This is a genomic window from Bradyrhizobium sp. USDA 4449 (assembly GCF_054056275.1).
On record NZ_JBSRYD010000001.1, the window covers coordinates 5,480,816 to 5,498,787 of the forward strand.

Annotated in this window: 15 protein-coding genes; 7 read left to right on the forward strand and 8 right to left on the reverse strand. The window is 63.5% G+C overall.

Annotated features, from left to right (window positions below):
* Window positions 1-263: 263 nt before the first annotated feature.
* A complete protein-coding gene (locus ACVIIW_RS25550; protein ID WP_456703266.1) occupies window positions 264-1,448 on the forward strand; it encodes an autotransporter outer membrane beta-barrel domain-containing protein in 1,185 nt (394 codons plus the stop codon).
* Between the two features lie 19 nt (window positions 1,449-1,467).
* Here ACVIIW_RS25550 and ACVIIW_RS25555 read toward each other — a convergent pair whose 3' ends face one another.
* Window positions 1,468-2,505, reverse strand: coding sequence for a LysR family transcriptional regulator (locus ACVIIW_RS25555; protein WP_456703267.1), 1,038 nt, complete (start codon window positions 2,503-2,505; stop codon window positions 1,468-1,470).
* A gap of 78 nt (window positions 2,506-2,583) precedes the next feature.
* Between ACVIIW_RS25555 and ACVIIW_RS25560 the strand changes: the two genes are divergently transcribed.
* The 5 genes from ACVIIW_RS25560 to ACVIIW_RS25580 all read left to right on the forward strand — a co-directional run bounded on the left by ACVIIW_RS25560 (window position 2,584) and on the right by ACVIIW_RS25580 (window position 6,132).
* Window positions 2,584-3,195, forward strand: coding sequence for a hypothetical protein (locus tag ACVIIW_RS25560; protein WP_456705265.1), 612 nt, complete (start codon window positions 2,584-2,586; stop codon window positions 3,193-3,195).
* A complete protein-coding gene (locus tag ACVIIW_RS25565) occupies window positions 3,182-3,808 on the forward strand; it encodes a GNAT family N-acetyltransferase (RefSeq protein WP_456703268.1) in 627 nt (208 codons plus the stop codon). Before ACVIIW_RS25560 ends, ACVIIW_RS25565 begins: the two co-directional genes overlap by 14 nt.
* Window positions 3,809-3,827: 19 nt before the next feature.
* The gene (locus ACVIIW_RS25570; protein WP_456703269.1) at window positions 3,828-4,388 is read left to right on the forward strand and encodes a cysteine hydrolase family protein; all 561 of its coding nucleotides are present in this window, start codon (window positions 3,828-3,830) and stop codon (window positions 4,386-4,388) included.
* A 34-nt stretch (window positions 4,389-4,422) separates the two neighbouring features.
* Entirely contained in the window at window positions 4,423-4,590 is a 168-nt protein-coding gene (locus ACVIIW_RS25575) for a hypothetical protein (RefSeq protein WP_456703270.1), read from the forward strand.
* 159 nt (window positions 4,591-4,749) lie between these two features.
* On the forward strand, window positions 4,750-6,132 hold the full coding sequence (locus ACVIIW_RS25580; RefSeq protein ID WP_456703271.1) for an aspartate aminotransferase family protein: 1,383 nt from the start codon (window positions 4,750-4,752) through the stop codon (window positions 6,130-6,132).
* A gap of 86 nt (window positions 6,133-6,218) precedes the next feature.
* Here ACVIIW_RS25580 and rnd read toward each other — a convergent pair whose 3' ends face one another.
* From rnd to ACVIIW_RS25610, 6 genes are all read right to left on the reverse strand, one after another.
* The gene (gene rnd, locus ACVIIW_RS25585; RefSeq protein WP_456703272.1) at window positions 6,219-7,367 is read right to left on the reverse strand and encodes a ribonuclease D; all 1,149 of its coding nucleotides are present in this window, start codon (window positions 7,365-7,367) and stop codon (window positions 6,219-6,221) included.
* Window positions 7,368-7,777: 410 nt separating this feature from the next.
* Complete coding sequence (locus tag ACVIIW_RS25590; RefSeq protein ID WP_456703273.1) at window positions 7,778-9,100, reverse strand: ABC transporter substrate-binding protein; 1,323 nt, start codon at window positions 9,098-9,100, stop codon at window positions 7,778-7,780.
* A gap of 11 nt (window positions 9,101-9,111) precedes the next feature.
* Window positions 9,112-9,981, reverse strand: a complete 870-nt coding sequence (locus ACVIIW_RS25595) for a carbohydrate ABC transporter permease (protein ID WP_456703274.1) — start codon at window positions 9,979-9,981, stop codon at window positions 9,112-9,114.
* Window positions 9,978-10,928 (reverse strand): carbohydrate ABC transporter permease, encoded by a 951-nt coding sequence (locus tag ACVIIW_RS25600; protein ID WP_456703275.1) that lies wholly within the window; start codon window positions 10,926-10,928, stop codon window positions 9,978-9,980. The genes ACVIIW_RS25595 and ACVIIW_RS25600 overlap by 4 nt, the downstream gene beginning before the upstream one ends.
* Window position 10,929: 1 nt before the next feature.
* Window positions 10,930-11,781, reverse strand: coding sequence for a phosphodiesterase (locus tag ACVIIW_RS25605; RefSeq protein ID WP_456703276.1), 852 nt, complete (start codon window positions 11,779-11,781; stop codon window positions 10,930-10,932).
* A gap of 415 nt (window positions 11,782-12,196) precedes the next feature.
* Window positions 12,197-13,669, reverse strand: coding sequence for a protein adenylyltransferase SelO (locus ACVIIW_RS25610; RefSeq protein ID WP_456703277.1), 1,473 nt, complete (start codon window positions 13,667-13,669; stop codon window positions 12,197-12,199).
* Window positions 13,670-13,865: 196 nt separating this feature from the next.
* Here ACVIIW_RS25610 and aspS point away from each other — a divergent pair, with 196 nt between their 5' ends.
* Complete coding sequence (gene aspS / locus ACVIIW_RS25615) at window positions 13,866-15,638, forward strand: aspartate--tRNA ligase (RefSeq protein ID WP_456703278.1); 1,773 nt, start codon at window positions 13,866-13,868, stop codon at window positions 15,636-15,638.
* A 147-nt stretch (window positions 15,639-15,785) separates the two neighbouring features.
* On the opposite strand, the gene ACVIIW_RS25620 is transcribed toward aspS, so the two are convergent.
* Entirely contained in the window at window positions 15,786-17,756 is a 1,971-nt protein-coding gene (locus ACVIIW_RS25620; RefSeq protein ID WP_456703279.1) for a hypothetical protein, read from the reverse strand.
* Between the last annotated feature and the right edge of the window lie 216 nt (window positions 17,757-17,972).

Genomic DNA, 17,972 nt, shown 5'->3' on the forward strand with positions numbered 1-17,972 from the left:
GCCGAGCGGCCAATTCCGATTGTGTAAGGTATTCCAACACGAAAATCGCGCGCTAGCAAGCCGCGCGCAAACTTCAAGACCGCACTGGAGACATCCCGCTGCAATTTGCGACCTGTGGCAGCGGAACCACATCTTGAGGAATCACCCCGGCAAAGCACGAGGATCGGTTGACCCCTCGTGGCAGTTCAGCACAAATCGTCGCACCTGCTCGCCGTATCTGTTGCATTTTTGCGGGCCGCCATTTTGCTTCGGGAATAGTCGTCATGTGCTGCACTGAGCAGCCCCAAGGGACACGGCAGACGATCGGGCTGGACCGTGTCCGCCGGATCGTGACGGCGATCGCCATGACACTCGCCGTCGTCGGCATGATACCAGCGACAGCGGCATTCGCGCAGACCCCGACGCCGACTTCCTCTCCGACACCCACGCCGACGCCCACCCCGACACCGTCGCCTTCACCGTCGCCGTCGCCGATCCCGACCCCGACATCGACCAATGCCAACCAGTCGGCCGGCAATACCACGCTCAATCTGGGTTCGAATTTTCTCGAACGGCTGGGCAACCAGGCCTCGAGCGGCATCAACCGGGCTTCGCGCACCAATCCTGGCGGCGGTGGTGCGTCGGAAGCTGCAGACGATCCGCGCTACCGCACCTGGTACGAGGGTTACGGCATTTCGGTCCGCACTGATCCGCAGGGTGATTTCGTCGGTGACAAGCGCACCACGTTCGGCGGCGTCGCCGGCTTCGGTGCGAGGGTCGCGCCAGGCATCAATCTGGGCTTCTCCGTCGACCAGAGCCACACCGACATCGACGTGCCGCTCGCGCTTCAGTCGGCGACACTCGACCTGACGCAGATCGGTTTCAACGGTTCGATCGACAAGGGACCATGGACCTGGGCCTTCGCGTTGGTGCACGGTTTCGGCAAGGTGCATTCCGGCCGCGATACCGGCTTCGGCCTTGCCGTCGCGGGCTATCACGCCGCGGTCGACGGTGCGCTCACCGAGATCAACTACTACTGGACCAAGGATCAGATGCGCATCGTGCCCAAGGGTGCGCTCGAATATGTGCGCGCCACCAGTGCGGCATTCCAGGAGGCCGGAGGGCTTGATCCACTCAACGTCGGCGCGAGCGCGATCTCGCGCGCGCGCGTCATGTTCGGCGCCGAGGTCGGGCGTTACTTTATCTTCGACCGAAAAATCCTCGACCTCTCCGCCTACGGCAAGTTCGTGGACAATTTTTACCAGGATCTCGGCTCGGTGCAGGTCAGCCTCGGGACCCAGAACATCATCGTTCCCGGCATCGGCGAGAGCCGTTACGGCATGGACGCCGGCGCCTCGGCGTCGCTTAGCCTGACCAACACCGCGCGGCTGTATGTCAATTATGACGGTAAGTTTCGCAACGAGCTGACCTCGCACCAGGGCACCGTCGGCTTCGAATATCGGTGGTGAAGGGACCGCTCCCTTCCACTCACGTTGGCGTCGCCGCAACGTATCCAGACAATCCAAAGCCCTCGCGTGCAGCCGTCATCATCGGCACCAATGCGTTCGGATGGATGAATTCGTCCCGGAAGCAGGGATAGGTTTTGGGATCGAAAATCTTCTTCAGCCAGTCAACCACGATCTTATGCCGCTCGGAGGCGCGGAACTCCTTGTGATAGGTCAGCCAGAGGTCGGCATGATGGCTGACGCCGAGGTCGACGGCGACGAGCGGTGCACCGAGCGCGATCGACGCCGTCGGCAGGAAGCCGATGCCGGCACCGCGCTCGACCGCATAGAGCACGCCGACGGAAGAGTTGGTCTTGATCCCGACGATCCCTTCCAGGGTCAATCCGAGGATGCGGGCATAAGCGCCGTCGTCGACCTGTGGCGCGTTCTGCTTGACGATGCGATGGTTGGGCAATTCGGCGAGCGTCGCCGGCACGCCGTAGAGATCTGCATAGCTCCTGGCGACGAAGGGATAGATGTGAAGACGGCCGAGCTTGGCGACGATGAGGTCGGGATTGATCGGCGGCTCGAGCTGGATCGCAATGTCCGACTCCAGTCGCGCGACATCCGCTTGCTCCATTGCACAGCGCAGGTCGACGGTGATCTTGCGATAGGTTTTCTGGAAATCGATCAGCCGCGGCAGGATCCAGAAGTTGCCGGGGCCCTCCGTCACCGCGACGCGCACCGTGCCCGAGGTGTCGTCGGACGAACGCGATGCGCGGCGAAAGACATTAAAAGCGTGGTGCTCCATAAGCGCGACGTCGGCGATCATCGCGGTGCCTTCGTCGCTGAGCGTGAGCCCGCTCTGGTCGCGCAGGAAAAGCTTGCAACCGATGCTCTCTTCGAGCCGGTCCATCCTGCGCATCAATGTGGTAGAGGTCAGCCCGAGCTCTTCGGCGGCGTTTCGGAAACTTTTAAATTTCGCGCAGGCTAAAAACAGTTTCAAATCGTCCCAGGACGCATTTAGCGCGTCTTCATGGTGCTGCATCATTGCAGCACCCCGGTGCAATAGTTGCTGCATACTCCTGATCTCCAGCCGCTAAGCTCGTCCCCATAGCAGCGCGTAGAACCGCCTGAACGATAGAGGGATGGCTTGGCTATGGAAAGGGGCTCGTTGACCGCGAGGCATGATTTCGACTCCTTGCCTCTGAGTCCAGACGTCGATGTCCGTTGCGCGCAGTCGGGGGAAATCGCCGCGCTCGCGGAGATGGCGCACCGGCTGGTGCCGGGCGTGCAGATCGGCGCGGTCGATCTTGCGAAATATTTTGCTTTCGATCCCCAGAGCATCCTGACATTCACTCGGAAGGGCAATCTGCTCGGCGGCATGGCATTCCTGTTTCTCAATGACCGCGGGCACGATGCATTGTTGCTCGACGATATCTGCCTGACAGCACCCGAGAGACGCTATCTCGCCTCCGCGAATGACGACGTCGCAGCGATTTACATCTGGGCGATCGCAGCGACGGGGCGCGGCATCGCCGGCCTTGGCAGGGCTGCGGCGCATCTGCGTGAGGTAAGATTCCGCGAGGCGGATTGCTATGCGCAGCCGTCAACCGTGGCCGGACGCGAGCTCATGAGGGCGACCGGATTCGAACCCATTTCGAGCTTCCAGCCCGACCTCTGGCGGTACGAGCGCCCTTGGCATCGGCGGCCGATCCGCACACCGGGGGCAGTTTTTCAAGCAAGGAGTTTCGCAGATGCACGGCACTAGGATTCCCCTCGTCAAGCCCGACTCCCGCGCCATCACCATCCGCCTTGCGCGCGATCCCACCGACCTCATGCTGGTCACGGCCATTCGCTCCGCGGTCTATCTCGCCGAGCAGGATTGTCCGTTCGAGGAGGAGTTCGATGGCAACGACATGGTCGCCGCGCATTTCATCGGCTACATCGGCAACGAGCCGGCCGGTTGTCTGCGGGTAAGGTTCTTCGGCGATTTCGCCAAGGTGGAGCGGCTCGCGGTGCGGCACCAATATCGCCGCTCGCGCATCTCGTTCAAACTGGTGCAGGCCAGCGTCGACTATGTGAAGCGCAAGGGGTTCCGCAAGATCTACGGCCAGGCGCAGGACCGGCTGGTGGATTTCTGGGCCCATTTCGGCGCCAAGCCGCTCGGCCACAACCGTAAGATCACTTTCTCGGATTTCTCCTACACGGAGATGCTGCTGGAGCTCGAGCCGGGGCCGGACGCCATCACGCTGGACAGCGATCCCTATGTGATCATCCGCCCCGAGGGCGACTGGGACCGTCCGGGCGTGCTCGACGCCTCGGCGGGGCGGGCAGTGACGTCGCCCCTGCGGGACCTCGCTCTCGCCGATCGCCGAAACTGATGCAGGTCTGCGCAAGACAATGCCGGTCTCTCACGACAATCCGCTGGTCCTGGTCTTCGCGGACCTCCAGGTGGAATATCTGATCCCGGGGCGCCGCCACGTCATTCTCGACGGCGACGCCGCAATCATGCGCTGCCTGGCGTTGCTGGCGTTGTGGCGGAGCAATCTCTGGCCAGTGATGCATTTGAAACGCATCGCGGAGGCGGCGTGGTTCAATCCGTCATCCAGGCTGACCGATTGGATTGCGGAAGCCAAGCCTCGGCCCGGCGAGATGACGTTCGAGCACGCGTTGCCATCGGCTTACAGCTCCTCGCGCTTCGCCGATCATATGTCCAATGTCCGCAATGTGCGCTGCGTGCTGACCGGCTTTTCCCTCGACGAGACTATCCTGGCCACCGTCGTCGAGGGGTTTCATCGCAGCCACCGCTATCAGGTGATCACCGATGCCGTGGCCTGCCGGGAGCCGGGCACGGGCGAGGCGGCCGCCTACAAACAGTCGGTGGTGAATGTCATCGCCAACTTTGCTACACTCCAGTCCAGCGCCGAACTGATCAGGACCAGCGGTGCCGTCGCGGTTTAGGCAGACGCGATCGGCGGATGGATGGGGTGGGACATTGTCTCAGAAGGACGAGCTCAAGGAGCTGGCGAGCGACCTCTCGCGTGCCGTCGAGAGGGCGCGCCGGGTTGGTCTGCCCACGACCGTCTATCTGCTGTCCATGGCGCTGGTCGAGGTGAGGGAAGCCGCAGCCGAAGCGGACGGGAATAGCGACGGGCCGGCCTGAGCGCTGTGTCATATGCGGCGTTGTGCATCGCTGCCGCGCGCTTGCTGCCGACGAATTGGCGTTGCAAGTTTCGGCACATCGCAATAGCCAAGTAACCCGACAAATCAGGCGAACGATGCCGGCCGCGCCGGCCAGGTGATGACGTAAGGGATCCCGCAAATGTCCATGCTGCCGAATTCGCAAGAAGCCCGGGATGTGGCCTATCAGCTCCACGCCTATACCAATGCGCGCGCCCATCAGCAGGCCGGTCCGCTGGTGATCGAGCGCGGCGAGGGGCCATACGTGTTCGACGCGTCGGGCAAGCGCTATTTCGAGGCGATGGCAGGCCTGTGGAGTGTCGGGCTCGGCTTCAACGAGAAGCGGTTGGTCGAGGCCGCGCACAAGCAGATGCAGGCGCTGCCGTTCTATCACACGTTCTCGGCCAAATCGCACGGCCCCTCGATCGACCTCGCCGAGAAGCTGGTGTCGCTCGCGCCGGTGCAGATGAGCAAGGTGTTCTTCACCAATTCAGGCTCGGAGGCGAACGACACCGTTCTGAAGCTGATCGCCTATCGGTCGAATTCGCTGGGTCAGCCTCAGCGCAAGAAGATCATCAGCCGTATGCGCGCCTATCACGGCGTCACCATTGCATCTGCCAGCCTCACGGGCCTGCCCAACAATCACCGCTCGTTCGACCTGCCGCTGCCGAACATCCTGCACACGGGCTCGCCGCATTTCTACAAGGACGGTGCGCCCGGCGAGAGCGAGGAAGCTTTTGCGACGCGCCGCGCCGAAGAGCTCGACACCCTGATCCAGACGGAAGGACCTGAAACCATCGCGGCCTTCTTCGGCGAGCCGGTGATGGGCGCGGGCGGCGTCATCGTGCCGCCGGCGACCTATTGGGACAAGATCCAGAAAGTGCTGAGCAAGTACGACATCCTGCTGATCGCCGACGAGGTGATCTGCGGTTTCGGCCGTACCGGCAAGATGTTCGGCTGCGAAACCTACGGCATCAAGCCCGATGTGATCGTGGTCTCCAAGCAGATCACGTCGAGCTACTTCCCGCTGTCGGCGATCATCATGAACGATCGCATGTTCGAGCCGATCGCCGACGAGAGCAACAAGATCGGCGTGTTAGGCCACGGCTTCACAGCGGGCGGCCATCCGGTCGGCTCGGCGATCGCGCTGGAAAATCTCAAGATCATCGAGGAGCGCGGTCTGGTCGTGCATGCGGCCGAGCTCGGCGCCTATATGCAGGGCCGCTTGCGCGAGCTCACGAGCCATCCGCTGGTCGGCGAGGTCCGGGGCGTCGGCATGATCGCAGCGCTCGAGCTCGTGCTCGACAAGGGCCGCAAGACCGCTGCCGCCACGCCCGGCGCCGTCGGCGGCATGGCGAGCCGCGTGCTGCAGGAACGCGGTGTGATCGCTCGCAACATGCTCGACGCCATCGCCATCTGCCCGCCGCTGATTAGCACCAAGGCGCAGATCGATGAACTCGTGGCGGCGATCACTGGCGTGCTCGATGACATGAAGCCGGAAGTGGCGAAGCTGCCGCAGGCGTAGGGGCTCGTTCTCTCCTCGTCGTCGCGAGGAGCCCTCGCGACGAAGCAATCCAGCCTGCCACTCGGAAAGACTCCGGTTGCGGACGCTTACGCGCGCTGAACCCCGATCACGCGGCCCTTCTCGATCGCGAGCGCCAGCTCGCCGCGCTTGAGCTTCAGCGCGGCATCGCCGAACAGCTCGCGGCGCCAGCCGCGCAACGCGGGGACGTCGGCTTCGTCGTCGGCCGCGATCTCCTCGAGGTCGTCGACGGTGGCGATCACCTTGCTGGCGACGGCATGGCGCTCGGCGGTCATGCGCAGCAGCACCTTCAACAGCTCGACGATCGCCGCGCCGTTGTTGTTGCTGCGTGGCTTCTCCAGCTTGGGCAGCGTCGACAAATCTCGCGCCAGCCCGCGCTGGACCGCCGCAACGATGTCCGCGCCCCATTTGGATTTCTCAAAGCCCTTCGGCACCGAGCGCAGATGGGCGAGCTTCTCGATCGTGTTCGGCGCGTGGGTCGCGATATCGGTGACGGCCTCATCGCGCAGCACTCGGCCACGCGGCACGTCCCGGCTTTGCGCTTCCTGCTCGCGCCAGGCGGCGACTTCCATCAGCACCGCGAGGTCCTTCGGCTTGCGCACCCGGGTCTTCAGCCGTTCCCAGGCCCGCTCGGGGTGGAAGTCGTAGGTCTTGGGCGAGGTCAGAACCTCCATCTCGATGGAGACCCATTCGCTGCGGCGGCGCTTCCTGAGGTCGGCGTCGAGCGCTGCGAACACGTCGCGCAGGTGCGTGACGTCCGAGACGGCGTAGTGCATCTGCTCCTTGGTCAGCGGCCGGCGCGACCAGTCGGTGAAGCGGTGGGTCTTGTCGGGGCGATGGCCGGTGACTTTTTCGACCAGCGCGTCATAGGCGATGCTGTCGCCATAGCCGAGCACCATGGCCGCGACCTGGGTGTCGAACACCGGATGCGGGATGATGTTGGCCTGGTGCCAGATGATCTCGATGTCCTGGCGCGCGGCGTGAAACACCTTCAGTACGCCCTCATTGGCCATCAGCTCGAAGAACGGCTTGAGGTCGATGCCCTCGGCCAGCGTGTCGATGACGATCGCTTCCTCGGGGCTGGCCATCTGCACCACGCACAGCAGCGGGTAGTAGGTGGTCTCGCGCAGGAACTCGGTATCGACTGTTATGACGGGGTGCTTGGCCAGCCGGCTGCAGGCAGCCGCGAGGTCAGCGGTGGTGGTAATCAAATCCATGAACGGCCCATGACACTTGGTATCAGCCGTTCTGCCGAAAGCGCTGTGATGTCAAGGGGCTCTAAGCGAATTCGAGCCTTGCATTTGGACCGGAATCGCTGTTTCCGACGGAAATCCTATTCGTAGCGGATGCGCTGAGAGGACTTGCGGGCGCAGGGGAGTGCCACCACGAGCACGCACATGGCCACCAATGCCAGACCCAGGAACTCGAAAACCAGCAAATCCACGACGAAATCTCCAGAAAGGTCGTTAGACTTGTCGGCTGTCCGTTGAGGGTCTGTTAATTCTCGTGGTTACCGGCGGCGGGCCGGGCGGGATGGTGGACGGGGGGTTAATGGTGGAACCGTCCAAACCGAATTCGGCGCCCCGCAGAACGAAGCGCCGATGTTCGATTGCCGTTGCATTCGGCCTTACGGCAGCTTCAGCGACGTCTCGGCGTTGTAAGGCTTGAGCGTCTCATCCGCTGCCTTCTGGGCGGCGACGAGGGCCTCCTTCGGCTGCTTCTTGCCGTTGAGGACCAGCATCACCTCGTCCTCCAGGTTTTTGCGCACCGGGACGGTCTTGTAGGTCGCAAACCACGGCTTTGCGACGTCGAGCTGCTCGACAGCGGTCTTGGCGTCGGGGTTCTTGTTGAGGAAGTCGACCATGTCAGGCGTCTTGTAGGCGGCCATGTTGGGCGCGAAATAGCCGGTGGCGCGGCTCCACGAGGCGCTCTTTTCGGGCGAGGTCATCCACTTGATCAGGGTCCAGGCGGCCTTCTGCTTGTCGGCTTCGACGCCTGCCGGAATGATCAATGAGGCGCCGCCGATCGGCACTGCGTTTCGGACGTTGCGCGGGATGAAGGCGACCTTATAGTTGAACTTGGCGTTCTCGCGCACATAGGTCAGTGAGCCCGTCGACAGCATCATCATCGCGGCATTGCCCGCGATGAAGGAGGTGCTGACGGCAGGTCCCGGCGTGGCGCCGGGCGGGTGGACCTTGTATTTGCTGACGAGATCGCTCCACCAGGTCAGCGCGCCCAGCATCGAGGGTGTGTCGTAATAGACCTCGCCGCCGAACTCCTCGTTGTAGTACCGTCCGCCATTGCTCATAGTGAGCGTTTCCATCATCCAGCCGCAATAGTCATAGGCGCAGGGGATCGCGATGCCCCATTGGGTCACCTTGTCGCCGTCGCGTTTGGTGAGCTTCTTGGCCCAGTCGGTGAGCTCGGCCCAGGTCTGCGGCGGCTTGCTCGGATCGAGGCCGGCTTCCTTGGCCTTGTCGGCATTGATGTAGAGCAGCGGCGTCGAATTCTGGAACGGGACGCCATAGACCGAGCGGTTGATCACCGCGTTGCCGCTCAGCGCAGGGAAGAACTGGCCGAGGAACTGGCCCTTGCTGCTGCCGTCGGCGGCGATCAGGCTGTCGAGATTGGTGAGCTCGTTCTCGATCTGCATGTCGAGCAGGAAGTTCGCCGACATGATCACCGCGGCCGGCGGCTTGCCGGCCTTGATCGAGGCGCGCGTCTTGATCAGCGTATCGTCGTAGGAGCCGGTGTAGACGGCGGTCGCCTTGATGTCGGGGTGACCGTCGTTGAACTGTTTGATCAACGTGCTCATGTCGCGGGCGAGCTTGCCGTCGACGGGCACGGGGAAGAACAGCTCGATCTCGGTCGGGCCTTCGCCGGCGAGGGCCGGAAAGGCGAGGGCGCCCGCCATGGCAAGGCCGAGCATGAGCCTGCGGGAGAACAGCATCGACAAATCTCCTATTTGATGCCTGAGGTGACGAAAGAACTGATGAAGCGCTTCTGGAAGATCAGGAAGGTGATCAGCAGCGGCGCGATCACCATCAAGGTGCCGGCGGCGATGGTGCCCCAGGCCTGCGTGCCCTCCGCCGTCGCGGTGAAGACGGACAGGCCAACCGTGAGCGGCCGCTTGTCCGGCGAGTTGATCACCATCAGCGGCCATAGAAAGTCGTTCCAGTGGCTGGTGACCGAGATGATGGCGAACGCCGAGAAGCTCGGCAGCGACAGCGGCACATAAATGTGACGGATGCGCTGGATCAGACTGGCGCCGTCGATCAGGGCGGCGTCCTCGAGCTCGGCCGGAATCGCTTCGAACGCCTGGCGCATCAGGAAGGTCCCGAAGGCGGAGGCGAAGAACGGCATCATGACGCCGGCGAGCGTGTCATAGAGACCGAGCTGCGCGACGAGCCGCAGGTTCGGCACGATCAGCAGCACCGGCACCAGCATCAGCTGCATCAGGAACAGATAGAAGATCAGCGTCTTGCCGGCGAAGTCGAGCCGCGCAAAGGCGAACCCCGCGAGCGTGATCGTGACGAATTGCACCAAGAGGATGCCGGAGCAGATGATCGTGGTGTTGAGGAAGTAGCGCGGGAAATCGCCGATTTCCCAGGCATCCCTGACATTGTCGAGCGTGGGTTTCAGGCTCGGCACCAACTCGGCCATCAGATTGATGCCGTCGGCGGCCGGACGCAGCGTCGCCACGCCCATCCACAGGAACGGGATCAACCAGGCAAACGCGAGCAGCACGGTCAGCGCGAAGCCGAGCTTCGGCGTGATCTCGTTTCGCGTGGCGAGCGGGGCGTCCTCGTAGAGCTTGTCGATCAGCTTCATGCGCCGCCCTCCCGGTTCGCCATGGTCCGGAAGGACAGCGCGGTGAGGGCCATCAGGGCGGCGAGCGTCAGCAGTGTTGCCGCCGAGGCCGTGCCGATGTCGTAATGCTCGACCGCCTGCTGGTAGATGTAGAACAGCACAAGATTGGTGGCATTCGACGGGCCGCCCTTGGTCATGACGAAAACGTGGTCGACCTGCGTCACCGCGTTCAGCGTCGCGATCACGATGACGAACAGGAAGGTGGGCTTGAGCTCGGGCAGGATGATGTAGCGCAGCCGCATGAAGGGACCGGCGCCGTCGAGATGCGCGGCTTCCATCACGTCCTCAGGCACGGCCTGGAGGCCGGCCAGGAAGAACAGCATGTAATAGCCGGCGTTCTTCCAGATGGTGATGACCATAATCGCGTAGAGCGCGACGTCGGGGTCGCCGAGCCAGTTCGGCAGCACCGGCAGCAGGCGGCCGATGTAGTAGTCGAGCAGGCCGACATTGGGCAGGAAGATGAACAGGAACAGCGCCGATGCCGCGACCATTGGGATCAGCACCGGCAGGAACAGCGCAGCGCGCAGCGCGCTGGTCACGGCATTGGTGCGCGCCAGCGCCAGCGCGAACAGCAGCGCAAGGCCGATGCTCGGAATCGCGGTGCCGACGGCATAGATGAGGTTGTTGACGACGGCTCCGGTGAAGGCGGGGTCGGCCAGCACTGCGGCGATGTTGTCGAGGCCCACAAAGCGAAGCGGCGCCTTCGGCGTGGCGCGCTGATAGAGCGCATCGATCAGCACCCGCCCCATCGCGCCATAGGTGAACAGGGCAAGGAAAATCAGGGAAGGCAGCAGCAGCAGATAGGCCGGCAGCGAGGCTTTGAAGCGGGTGGTGAACCGCGTCACGATGTGCAGGCGCGGCGGCGCCGATGCCGCGACCGGGAGAGCCGCGGGTTCAGCCAGGCTCATGTCACCGCGCCGGGAAATTGAGCGCATAGTCGCGTCCGTCCATTCCCGCAGGTGGGTCGAAGGGAAAGCGCAGACTGGTGTCGAGGAAGTCGTGGCTGTGCACGACGAGGTTTTCGTCGTCGATCAGCACCACGCCATAGGCCGGCGGCTCGTGGCTCGCCAAATGGTCGGCGGCATTGGCATCGAGCTCGAACCAGACCTGATGGTTGGTGCCGCGCAGCGTCGAGAACGGGATCTTGCCGTAGCTGCCGAAGATCGGCCGGTGCACATGGCCGAAGAAGAGATGGCGGATGCGCGCGCGATAGGGCGCGACCACTTCGGCGAACTCCGCGCTCTGCTTCAGCGCGATCTCATCCATCGCGCGGACGCCGACCGGGAAGGGCGGATGGTGCATGAACACGACGAAGGGCTGGTCGTCAGGCGCAGAGGCCAGCGTCTTCGCCAGCCAGTCGAACCGCTTGGCGCACATTTCGCCGGCGTGGCTGGTCTCGTCCAGTGTGTCCAGGAAGACGAACAGGCCGTGCTCGGTAGCGCGGGTGCCCTGCACGAAACCGTTGGGATCGCGCGGTGCGGCCTTCAGGCCGTCGAGGCAGGCCACGCGCTTGTCGTGATTGCCGACCATGGCGATGTACGGGATCTTCAGCGCAGCCATCGCCTCGGCAAAATTGGCGTAGGAGTCAGGCTCGCCCCAATGGGTGAGGTCGCCGGTCACGACCGCGAACACCGCGTCGGACTGATGCTTGTTGATGTCGGCGATGGCCGCGTCGAGGCGGGCGCGCGGGTCGAGGCCATAAAGCTGCTGGCCCGGGCCCGCAAGATGCGTGTCGGTGAGGTGGATAAATTTGAATGGCATGCGCGCGTGTCAGGTCTCTGGGAGGACGGTCGCCTCCGGCAAGACGGCCCGCCAGCCGGTTAGAGTGGGAGTGTTTCAGTTTGATGACAGTGGTTGCCGACGCGGCAAATTGTCGGGCAGAACGGCTGCGGCGGTCAATCCGCTCATCTCGCGATGCGGTAGCCGCCCGAGTATGCCAAATCTCGAAAACAACCCCATGCACAGTAGCCGATGGTTGCCGGACAACCGGCTTGAACGCTGTTCGACATCCGTTGACACGTCGGGCAAAACAGCGGCATCATGGCATTATCGGAAAATCCGCAGAGCGGCGGTGCGTAGGGTGGATTGCGAAGCGCAATCCACCTCTTGCTTTCCATTGTTGGAAGAAGCGTTGGATTACGCCTTCGGCTAATCCACCTACGGCACTGCGCTTCCCTCACGTCCCGCAGAATGTCTGCAACACCCGCTGCTCCGGCAGCGGCGGATCGGCGTAGGCGGCGTAGTCCGGCTGATCCTCGAATGGCTTCGCCAGCACTTTCACCAATTCCTCGAACGGCGCGTAGTCGTCGTTGTTCACCGCGGCCTGGATCACGGCCTCGACGCGGTGGTTACGCGGGATGAACAGCGGATTGACAGCGTGCATCGCGGCTTGCCGCTCAGTTGCGGTCTGCGGCTCCAGCGCGATACGTAAGCGCCAGCGTCCGGCCCACTCGTCGAACACTGCGGGCTCCATGAACTGTGCACGAACCTCGGCGCCGTCATCGCCAGCGGCATCGCCGAGCTTGCGGAAGGTCAGCGTGAAGTCGGCCTGGTTCTTGGCCATGGCATCGAGCAGGTCCTGGATCAGGGCCTCGTCGCCGTCGCGCTCCGTGAACAGGCCGACCTTCTTGCGCAGGCCGGCCTGATACGCGGCGCTGAACGTCTCGGAGAAAGCGCCGAGAATGTCCTGCGCTTCGGCGACCGCCTTCTCCTGGTCGTCGGAGAAGAGCGGCAGCAGGCATTCGGCGAGGCGCGTCAGATTCCACAGGCCGATGCGCGGCTGGTTGGCGTAGGCGTAGCGGCCCATTTCGTCGATCGACGAGAACACCTGGGCGGGATTGTAGGCATCCATGAAGGCGCAGGGGCCGTAATCGATGGTTTCGCCTGAGATGGAGCTGTTGTCGGTGTTCATCACGCCGTGGATGAAACCGACCAAGAGCCAGCGAGCGATCAGCTCGGCCTGGCGCGCGACGACGCCGGCGAGCAGGGCATGATAGGGCCGCTCGGCATGGAGCAGGTCCGGAAAGTGCCTGGTGATCACGTGATCGGCGAGCCGACGGATCGCATCGGTGTCGCGGCGGACCGCGAAGAACTGAAAAGTGCCTACGCGGATATGGCTCGAGGCGACGCGCGTCAGCACCGCGCCCGGCAGCACGGCCTCGCGGATCACCGGTTCGCCGGTGATGACGGCGGCGAGCGAGCGGGTGGTCGGGATACCGAGCGCGTACATCGCTTCACTAACGATGTATTCGCGCAAGACCGGCCCGAGCGCGGCGCGCCCGTCGCCGCGGCGGGAGAACGGGGTGGGACCCGAGCCCTTGAGCTGGATATCGCGGCGGACGCCGTCTCTATCGATGACCTCGCCGAGCAAGATGGCGCGGCCGTCGCCGAGCTGGGGCACGAAATGCCCGAACTGGTGGCCGGCATAGGCCATGGCGATGGGGTCGGCTCCATCGGGAACTGTCTTTCCGGCCAGGATGGCCGCGCCTTCAGGGGTCTCCAGCATGTCGGGGTCGAGTCCGAGCTGGACCGCCAGCGGCCGGTTCAGCTTGATCAGCCGGGGCGCCGATACGGGGGTCGGCGCGACGCGGGCGAAGAAGCTGTCCGGCAGGGCCGAATAGGAGTTCTGGAAGGGGAAATGGACCGTCATGGGCTCAAGATAGGGCTGGAACGCCTGATGGCAAAGGCTTGGGCCCAAATGGCCCAAAAAGGGACCTTCGGGGCCCGAAACAGGCCCTTCCTTTGGTTGCCGCACCCGGTCTCGTCGGGTAAACCCTGCCGCAACTTCGGACCGGTCGTTTCAGGCGGTCCGATTCGTATCCTCCGACATTGATTTTGGGACGACCATGCATCGCTACCGGTCACATACATGCGGCGCGCTCCGCGAGAGCAACATCGGCGAGACCATTCGCCTCTCGGGCTGGGTCCATCGCGTTCGCGACCATGGCGGCGTGCTGTTCATTGATTTGCGTGATCATTACGGACTGACCCAGTGCGTGGTCGATCCTGATTCGCCGGCATTCTCGCTGGCCGAAAAGCTGCGCTCGGAATTCGTGGTCAAGATGGACGGCAAGGTCCGCCGCCGCCCCGAAGGCACCGACAATGACGATCTGCCGACCGGCAAGATCGAGGTTTACGTCAGCGAGATCGAGGTGCTGGGACCTGCCGGCGACCTGCCGCTGCCTGTGTTCGGCGACCAGGAATACCCTGAGGATATCAGGCTGAAGTATCGCTTCCTCGACCTGCGGCGCGAAAAACTGCACCAGAACATCATGACGCGCGTCGAGATCATCAAGTCGATGCGCCGACGCATGGAGGCGCAGGGCTTCTTCGAGTTCAACACGCCGATCCTGACTGCGTCCTCGCCGGAAGGTGCCCGCGACTTCCTGGTGCCCTCGCGCATCCATCCGGGAAAATTCTACGCGCTGCCGCAGGCGCCGCAGCAGTACAAGCAGCTGCTGATGATGTCGGGCTTCGACCGCTACTTCCAGATCGCGCCTTGCTTCCGCGACGAGGACCCGCGCGCCGACCGTCTGCCGGGCGAGTTCTACCAGCTCGACGTCGAGATGAGCTTTGTCACGCAGGAAGACGTGTTCGCGGCAATGGAGCCCGTCATCACCGGCGTGTTCGAGGAGTTCGCCAAGGGCAAGCCGGTGACGAAGGGCTGGCGGCGGATTCCGTTTGCCGAGGCGCTGCGCAAATACGGCAGCGACAAGCCCGATCTGCGCAACCCCATCGAGATGCAGGACGTCTCCGAGCATTTCCGCGGCTCCGGCTTCAAGGTGTTCGCGCGCATGCTCGAAGACCCCAAGAACCAGGTCTGGGCGATCCCGGCGCCGGGCGGCGGCAGCCGCGCCTTCTGCGACCGCATGAACTCGTGGGCGCAGGGTGAAGGCCAGCCTGGTCTGGGCTACATCATGTGGCGCGAAGGCGGCGAGGGTGCGGGTCCTCTGGCGAACAACATCGGGCCGGAGCGCACCGCTGCGATCCGCGCCCAGATCGGCACCAAGGAAGGCGATGCTGCCTTCTTCGTCGCCGGCGATCCCGACAAGTTCTGGAAGTTTTCGGGCCTTGCCCGCAACAAGGTCGGCGAGGAATTGAACCTCACCGACAAGGAGCGGTTCGAGCTCGCCTGGATCGTCGACTTCCCGATGTACGAATACAACGAGGACGACAAGAAGGTCGACTTCTCGCACAACCCGTTCTCGATGCCGCAGGGTGGTCTCGAGGCGTTGAAGGACCAGGATCCGCTGACCATCAAGGCCTTCCAGTACGACATCACCTGCAACGGCTACGAGATCGCTTCGGGCGGCATCCGCAACCACGTGCCGGAAGCCATGGTGAAGGCGTTCGAGATCGCCGGCTACGGCGAGCAGGAGGTGGTCGATCGCTTCGGCGGCATGTACCGCGCCTTCCAGTACGGCGCGCCGCCGCATGGCGGCATGGCCGCAGGCGTCGACCGCATCGTGATGCTGCTCTGTGGCACGACGAATTTGCGGGAGATCTCGCTGTTTCCGATGAACCAGCAGGCGATGGATTTGCTGATGGGCGCGCCGTCGGAGGCCACGCCGAAGCAGCTCCGCGAGCTGCATGTGCGGGTGAACCTGCCGCAGAAGTGAGGCAATTCGTCTCTCTCCGCCTGCGGGGAGAGACTCTCTCCACATGGTCTTTGCGAGCGCAGCGAAGCAATTGAGAGTCCCTCCGCGGAAAGATTCTGGATTGCTTCGCTGCGCTCGCAATGACGGTGAGAGAGGTGTGCTTCTCCTCTAAAGGCCCGTCGACGCCTCGATCCGGAACTGCGCCAGCGCGACGACCGGCTCGTGGTTCAGCGCGTCCATGAGCTGAAGCACCGGCAGCTTGCCGAGCGGGGTCAGCTTGATCGTCAGCGTTTGCCCTGACGTTTCCACAAAGCGTGCAAGCGCATCCACCGCCACTCTCGCATCGGGATTGGAGGCTGCGATCTTCTCGCCCTGTGCCCTGATCATCTCGACGATGGCGCTGCGGGCGGCGTCGCGGCTGACATTCTGGATGCGCGCGAATTGCGCCACGACGAGGTCGACGACGCCGCTGTCGCGCAAGGAAAGCTCGATCGCGCCGGTCTCGACCTGCGCCGCCTGACCCATGGCCTGCGCCGGATCGGTCGTGAACAGGCCGCGCGGCACGTTGGCGAGCGCGAAGCGGGCCTGCGCCCGGGCGAGATTGCCGAGATCGATGGTCGCAGGCGCGAGCGCGAATGCGCCCGACGATTCCGTCCAGGCCGCGCCGAGGTCGAGATCGATCGCGAGCTTGTCGACGCCCGCCATGATCAGCAGCCGTTGCGCCGGATTGGCGGCATCGGCAGGGGCGACCATCTTGACGACCAGATTGGCCTTGCTCGGGATCGATCCGATCAACTGGCCCCAGTTCAGGCTGATCGTGTCGATGGTGACGAGCTGCCGCGTGTTCTTGTAGGGAAAGACCACGCCCTTGATCTCGGCGCCTTCCAGCACGCGGAACAGGCTCAGCATCTGCTCCGGCGAGGGCGTCTGTCCGGGATTGCTGAGGCCCGCCCCCAAGCGCACCAGAGTTGCTGCGCTGAACGACTTCAGCGCCAAGCGCTCCATCTTGAACTGACCCTGCGGGGCCGGTGTATCGACGCCCTCGATCGCGAATTCGCCCTCGCGGTATCTGATCGCGTTGACCTTTCCGGTCCCCTCCGGCGTGCCGATCGAGATCTTGCTGATCTCGGCCTTGCCGATGCGAAGACCCTCATAGATTCCGGCGATCTTCTCCAGCATTTCGCGCGACCGTGCCGGCGTCGGAACAGCCGATTGTAGTTGCGACAGCGCGTCAAATCGCTCGTCCAGCCGGAATTTCGACGGTTGCACGTCGACGTCCTCCATCACGAAGCCGTCGAAATCGAGACGCAACCCCTGAGCCGATTTGAGTGCGTAGGGACCGGCCGAGACTTGCCGGTAGACGCGACGATAGGTCTCGTCACTGTTGGTCTTGGGATCGAGCGCGGCGATGATCCCGGTCGCATCGAAATCGTTGACGATGATGTTGGACAGCTCGCCGGTCAGCTTGTCCGGCTTGCCTGGCTGCCTCACGTCGGCCGAGATGGTGGCGCGGTCCGCCTTTATCGCATCGATCTTGCCCTGCTTCAGGTTCTGGATCACCAATCCGGAATAGGTGATCTCGCCGCTGCCACCGGGACCGCTGCCGGAATCGAAGCTCATCGTCAGCGTCGGCGCAGTGAGCGAGGACGCTGTGACGCTCGCATATTGACCGAGCACGTAGCGGTAGAGATCGATCAAGGAGCCGTTCGTTGGTGCCGTCCCGATGTGAAGGGGGCCGGCATAGTCGCGCATCGTCAGTTGCGGAATCTTGTAGGATCCGTTCACCTTGGCCTGGCCGACCTGATCCAGCGCGACGTCAATGCCGGTGATCTCGATGCTGTCGGCCGAAAACCTGGTGTTGTCGATCTGGCGAACGCCGGTGCCCTTGATGCCAGCGATCTTGACCTGCGCCCGCGGCTGGCTGCCGGGCGTGACCGCGATGTCCTCGATGGTCAGCGTCCTGCTCATCACGTCGAAGCCGACCTTGCCGTGGTTCGCTTTGCCGCCACCGGCGCGCAACTGCTCGAACGCGGCCTCGACCTCGGCCCTGACCCGGTGCCGGACATAAAGGTTGAAGCCGAACCATCCGCCCGCCGCGAGCACGGCTGTCACGACCAGGCCGATCAGGATTCGCTTCATTCCCAGCTCCAGTTGTTCGTTGTGCGCTGCGCAACCTGGCATATTCGGGAAACGTCGCAAGGTCCAGGGAAAGCTAGCGCAATCAGACGTTTGACGACGCGCCCTGTTGATGTCGATGCAATCGGATGTTGCCACCGGGCCTTCGGCCGTGCTTGATCCGGTTTCCATGACCCGGAAATAACTGGCCGCTTGGACAGCTGCTCCGGATGAGGCATT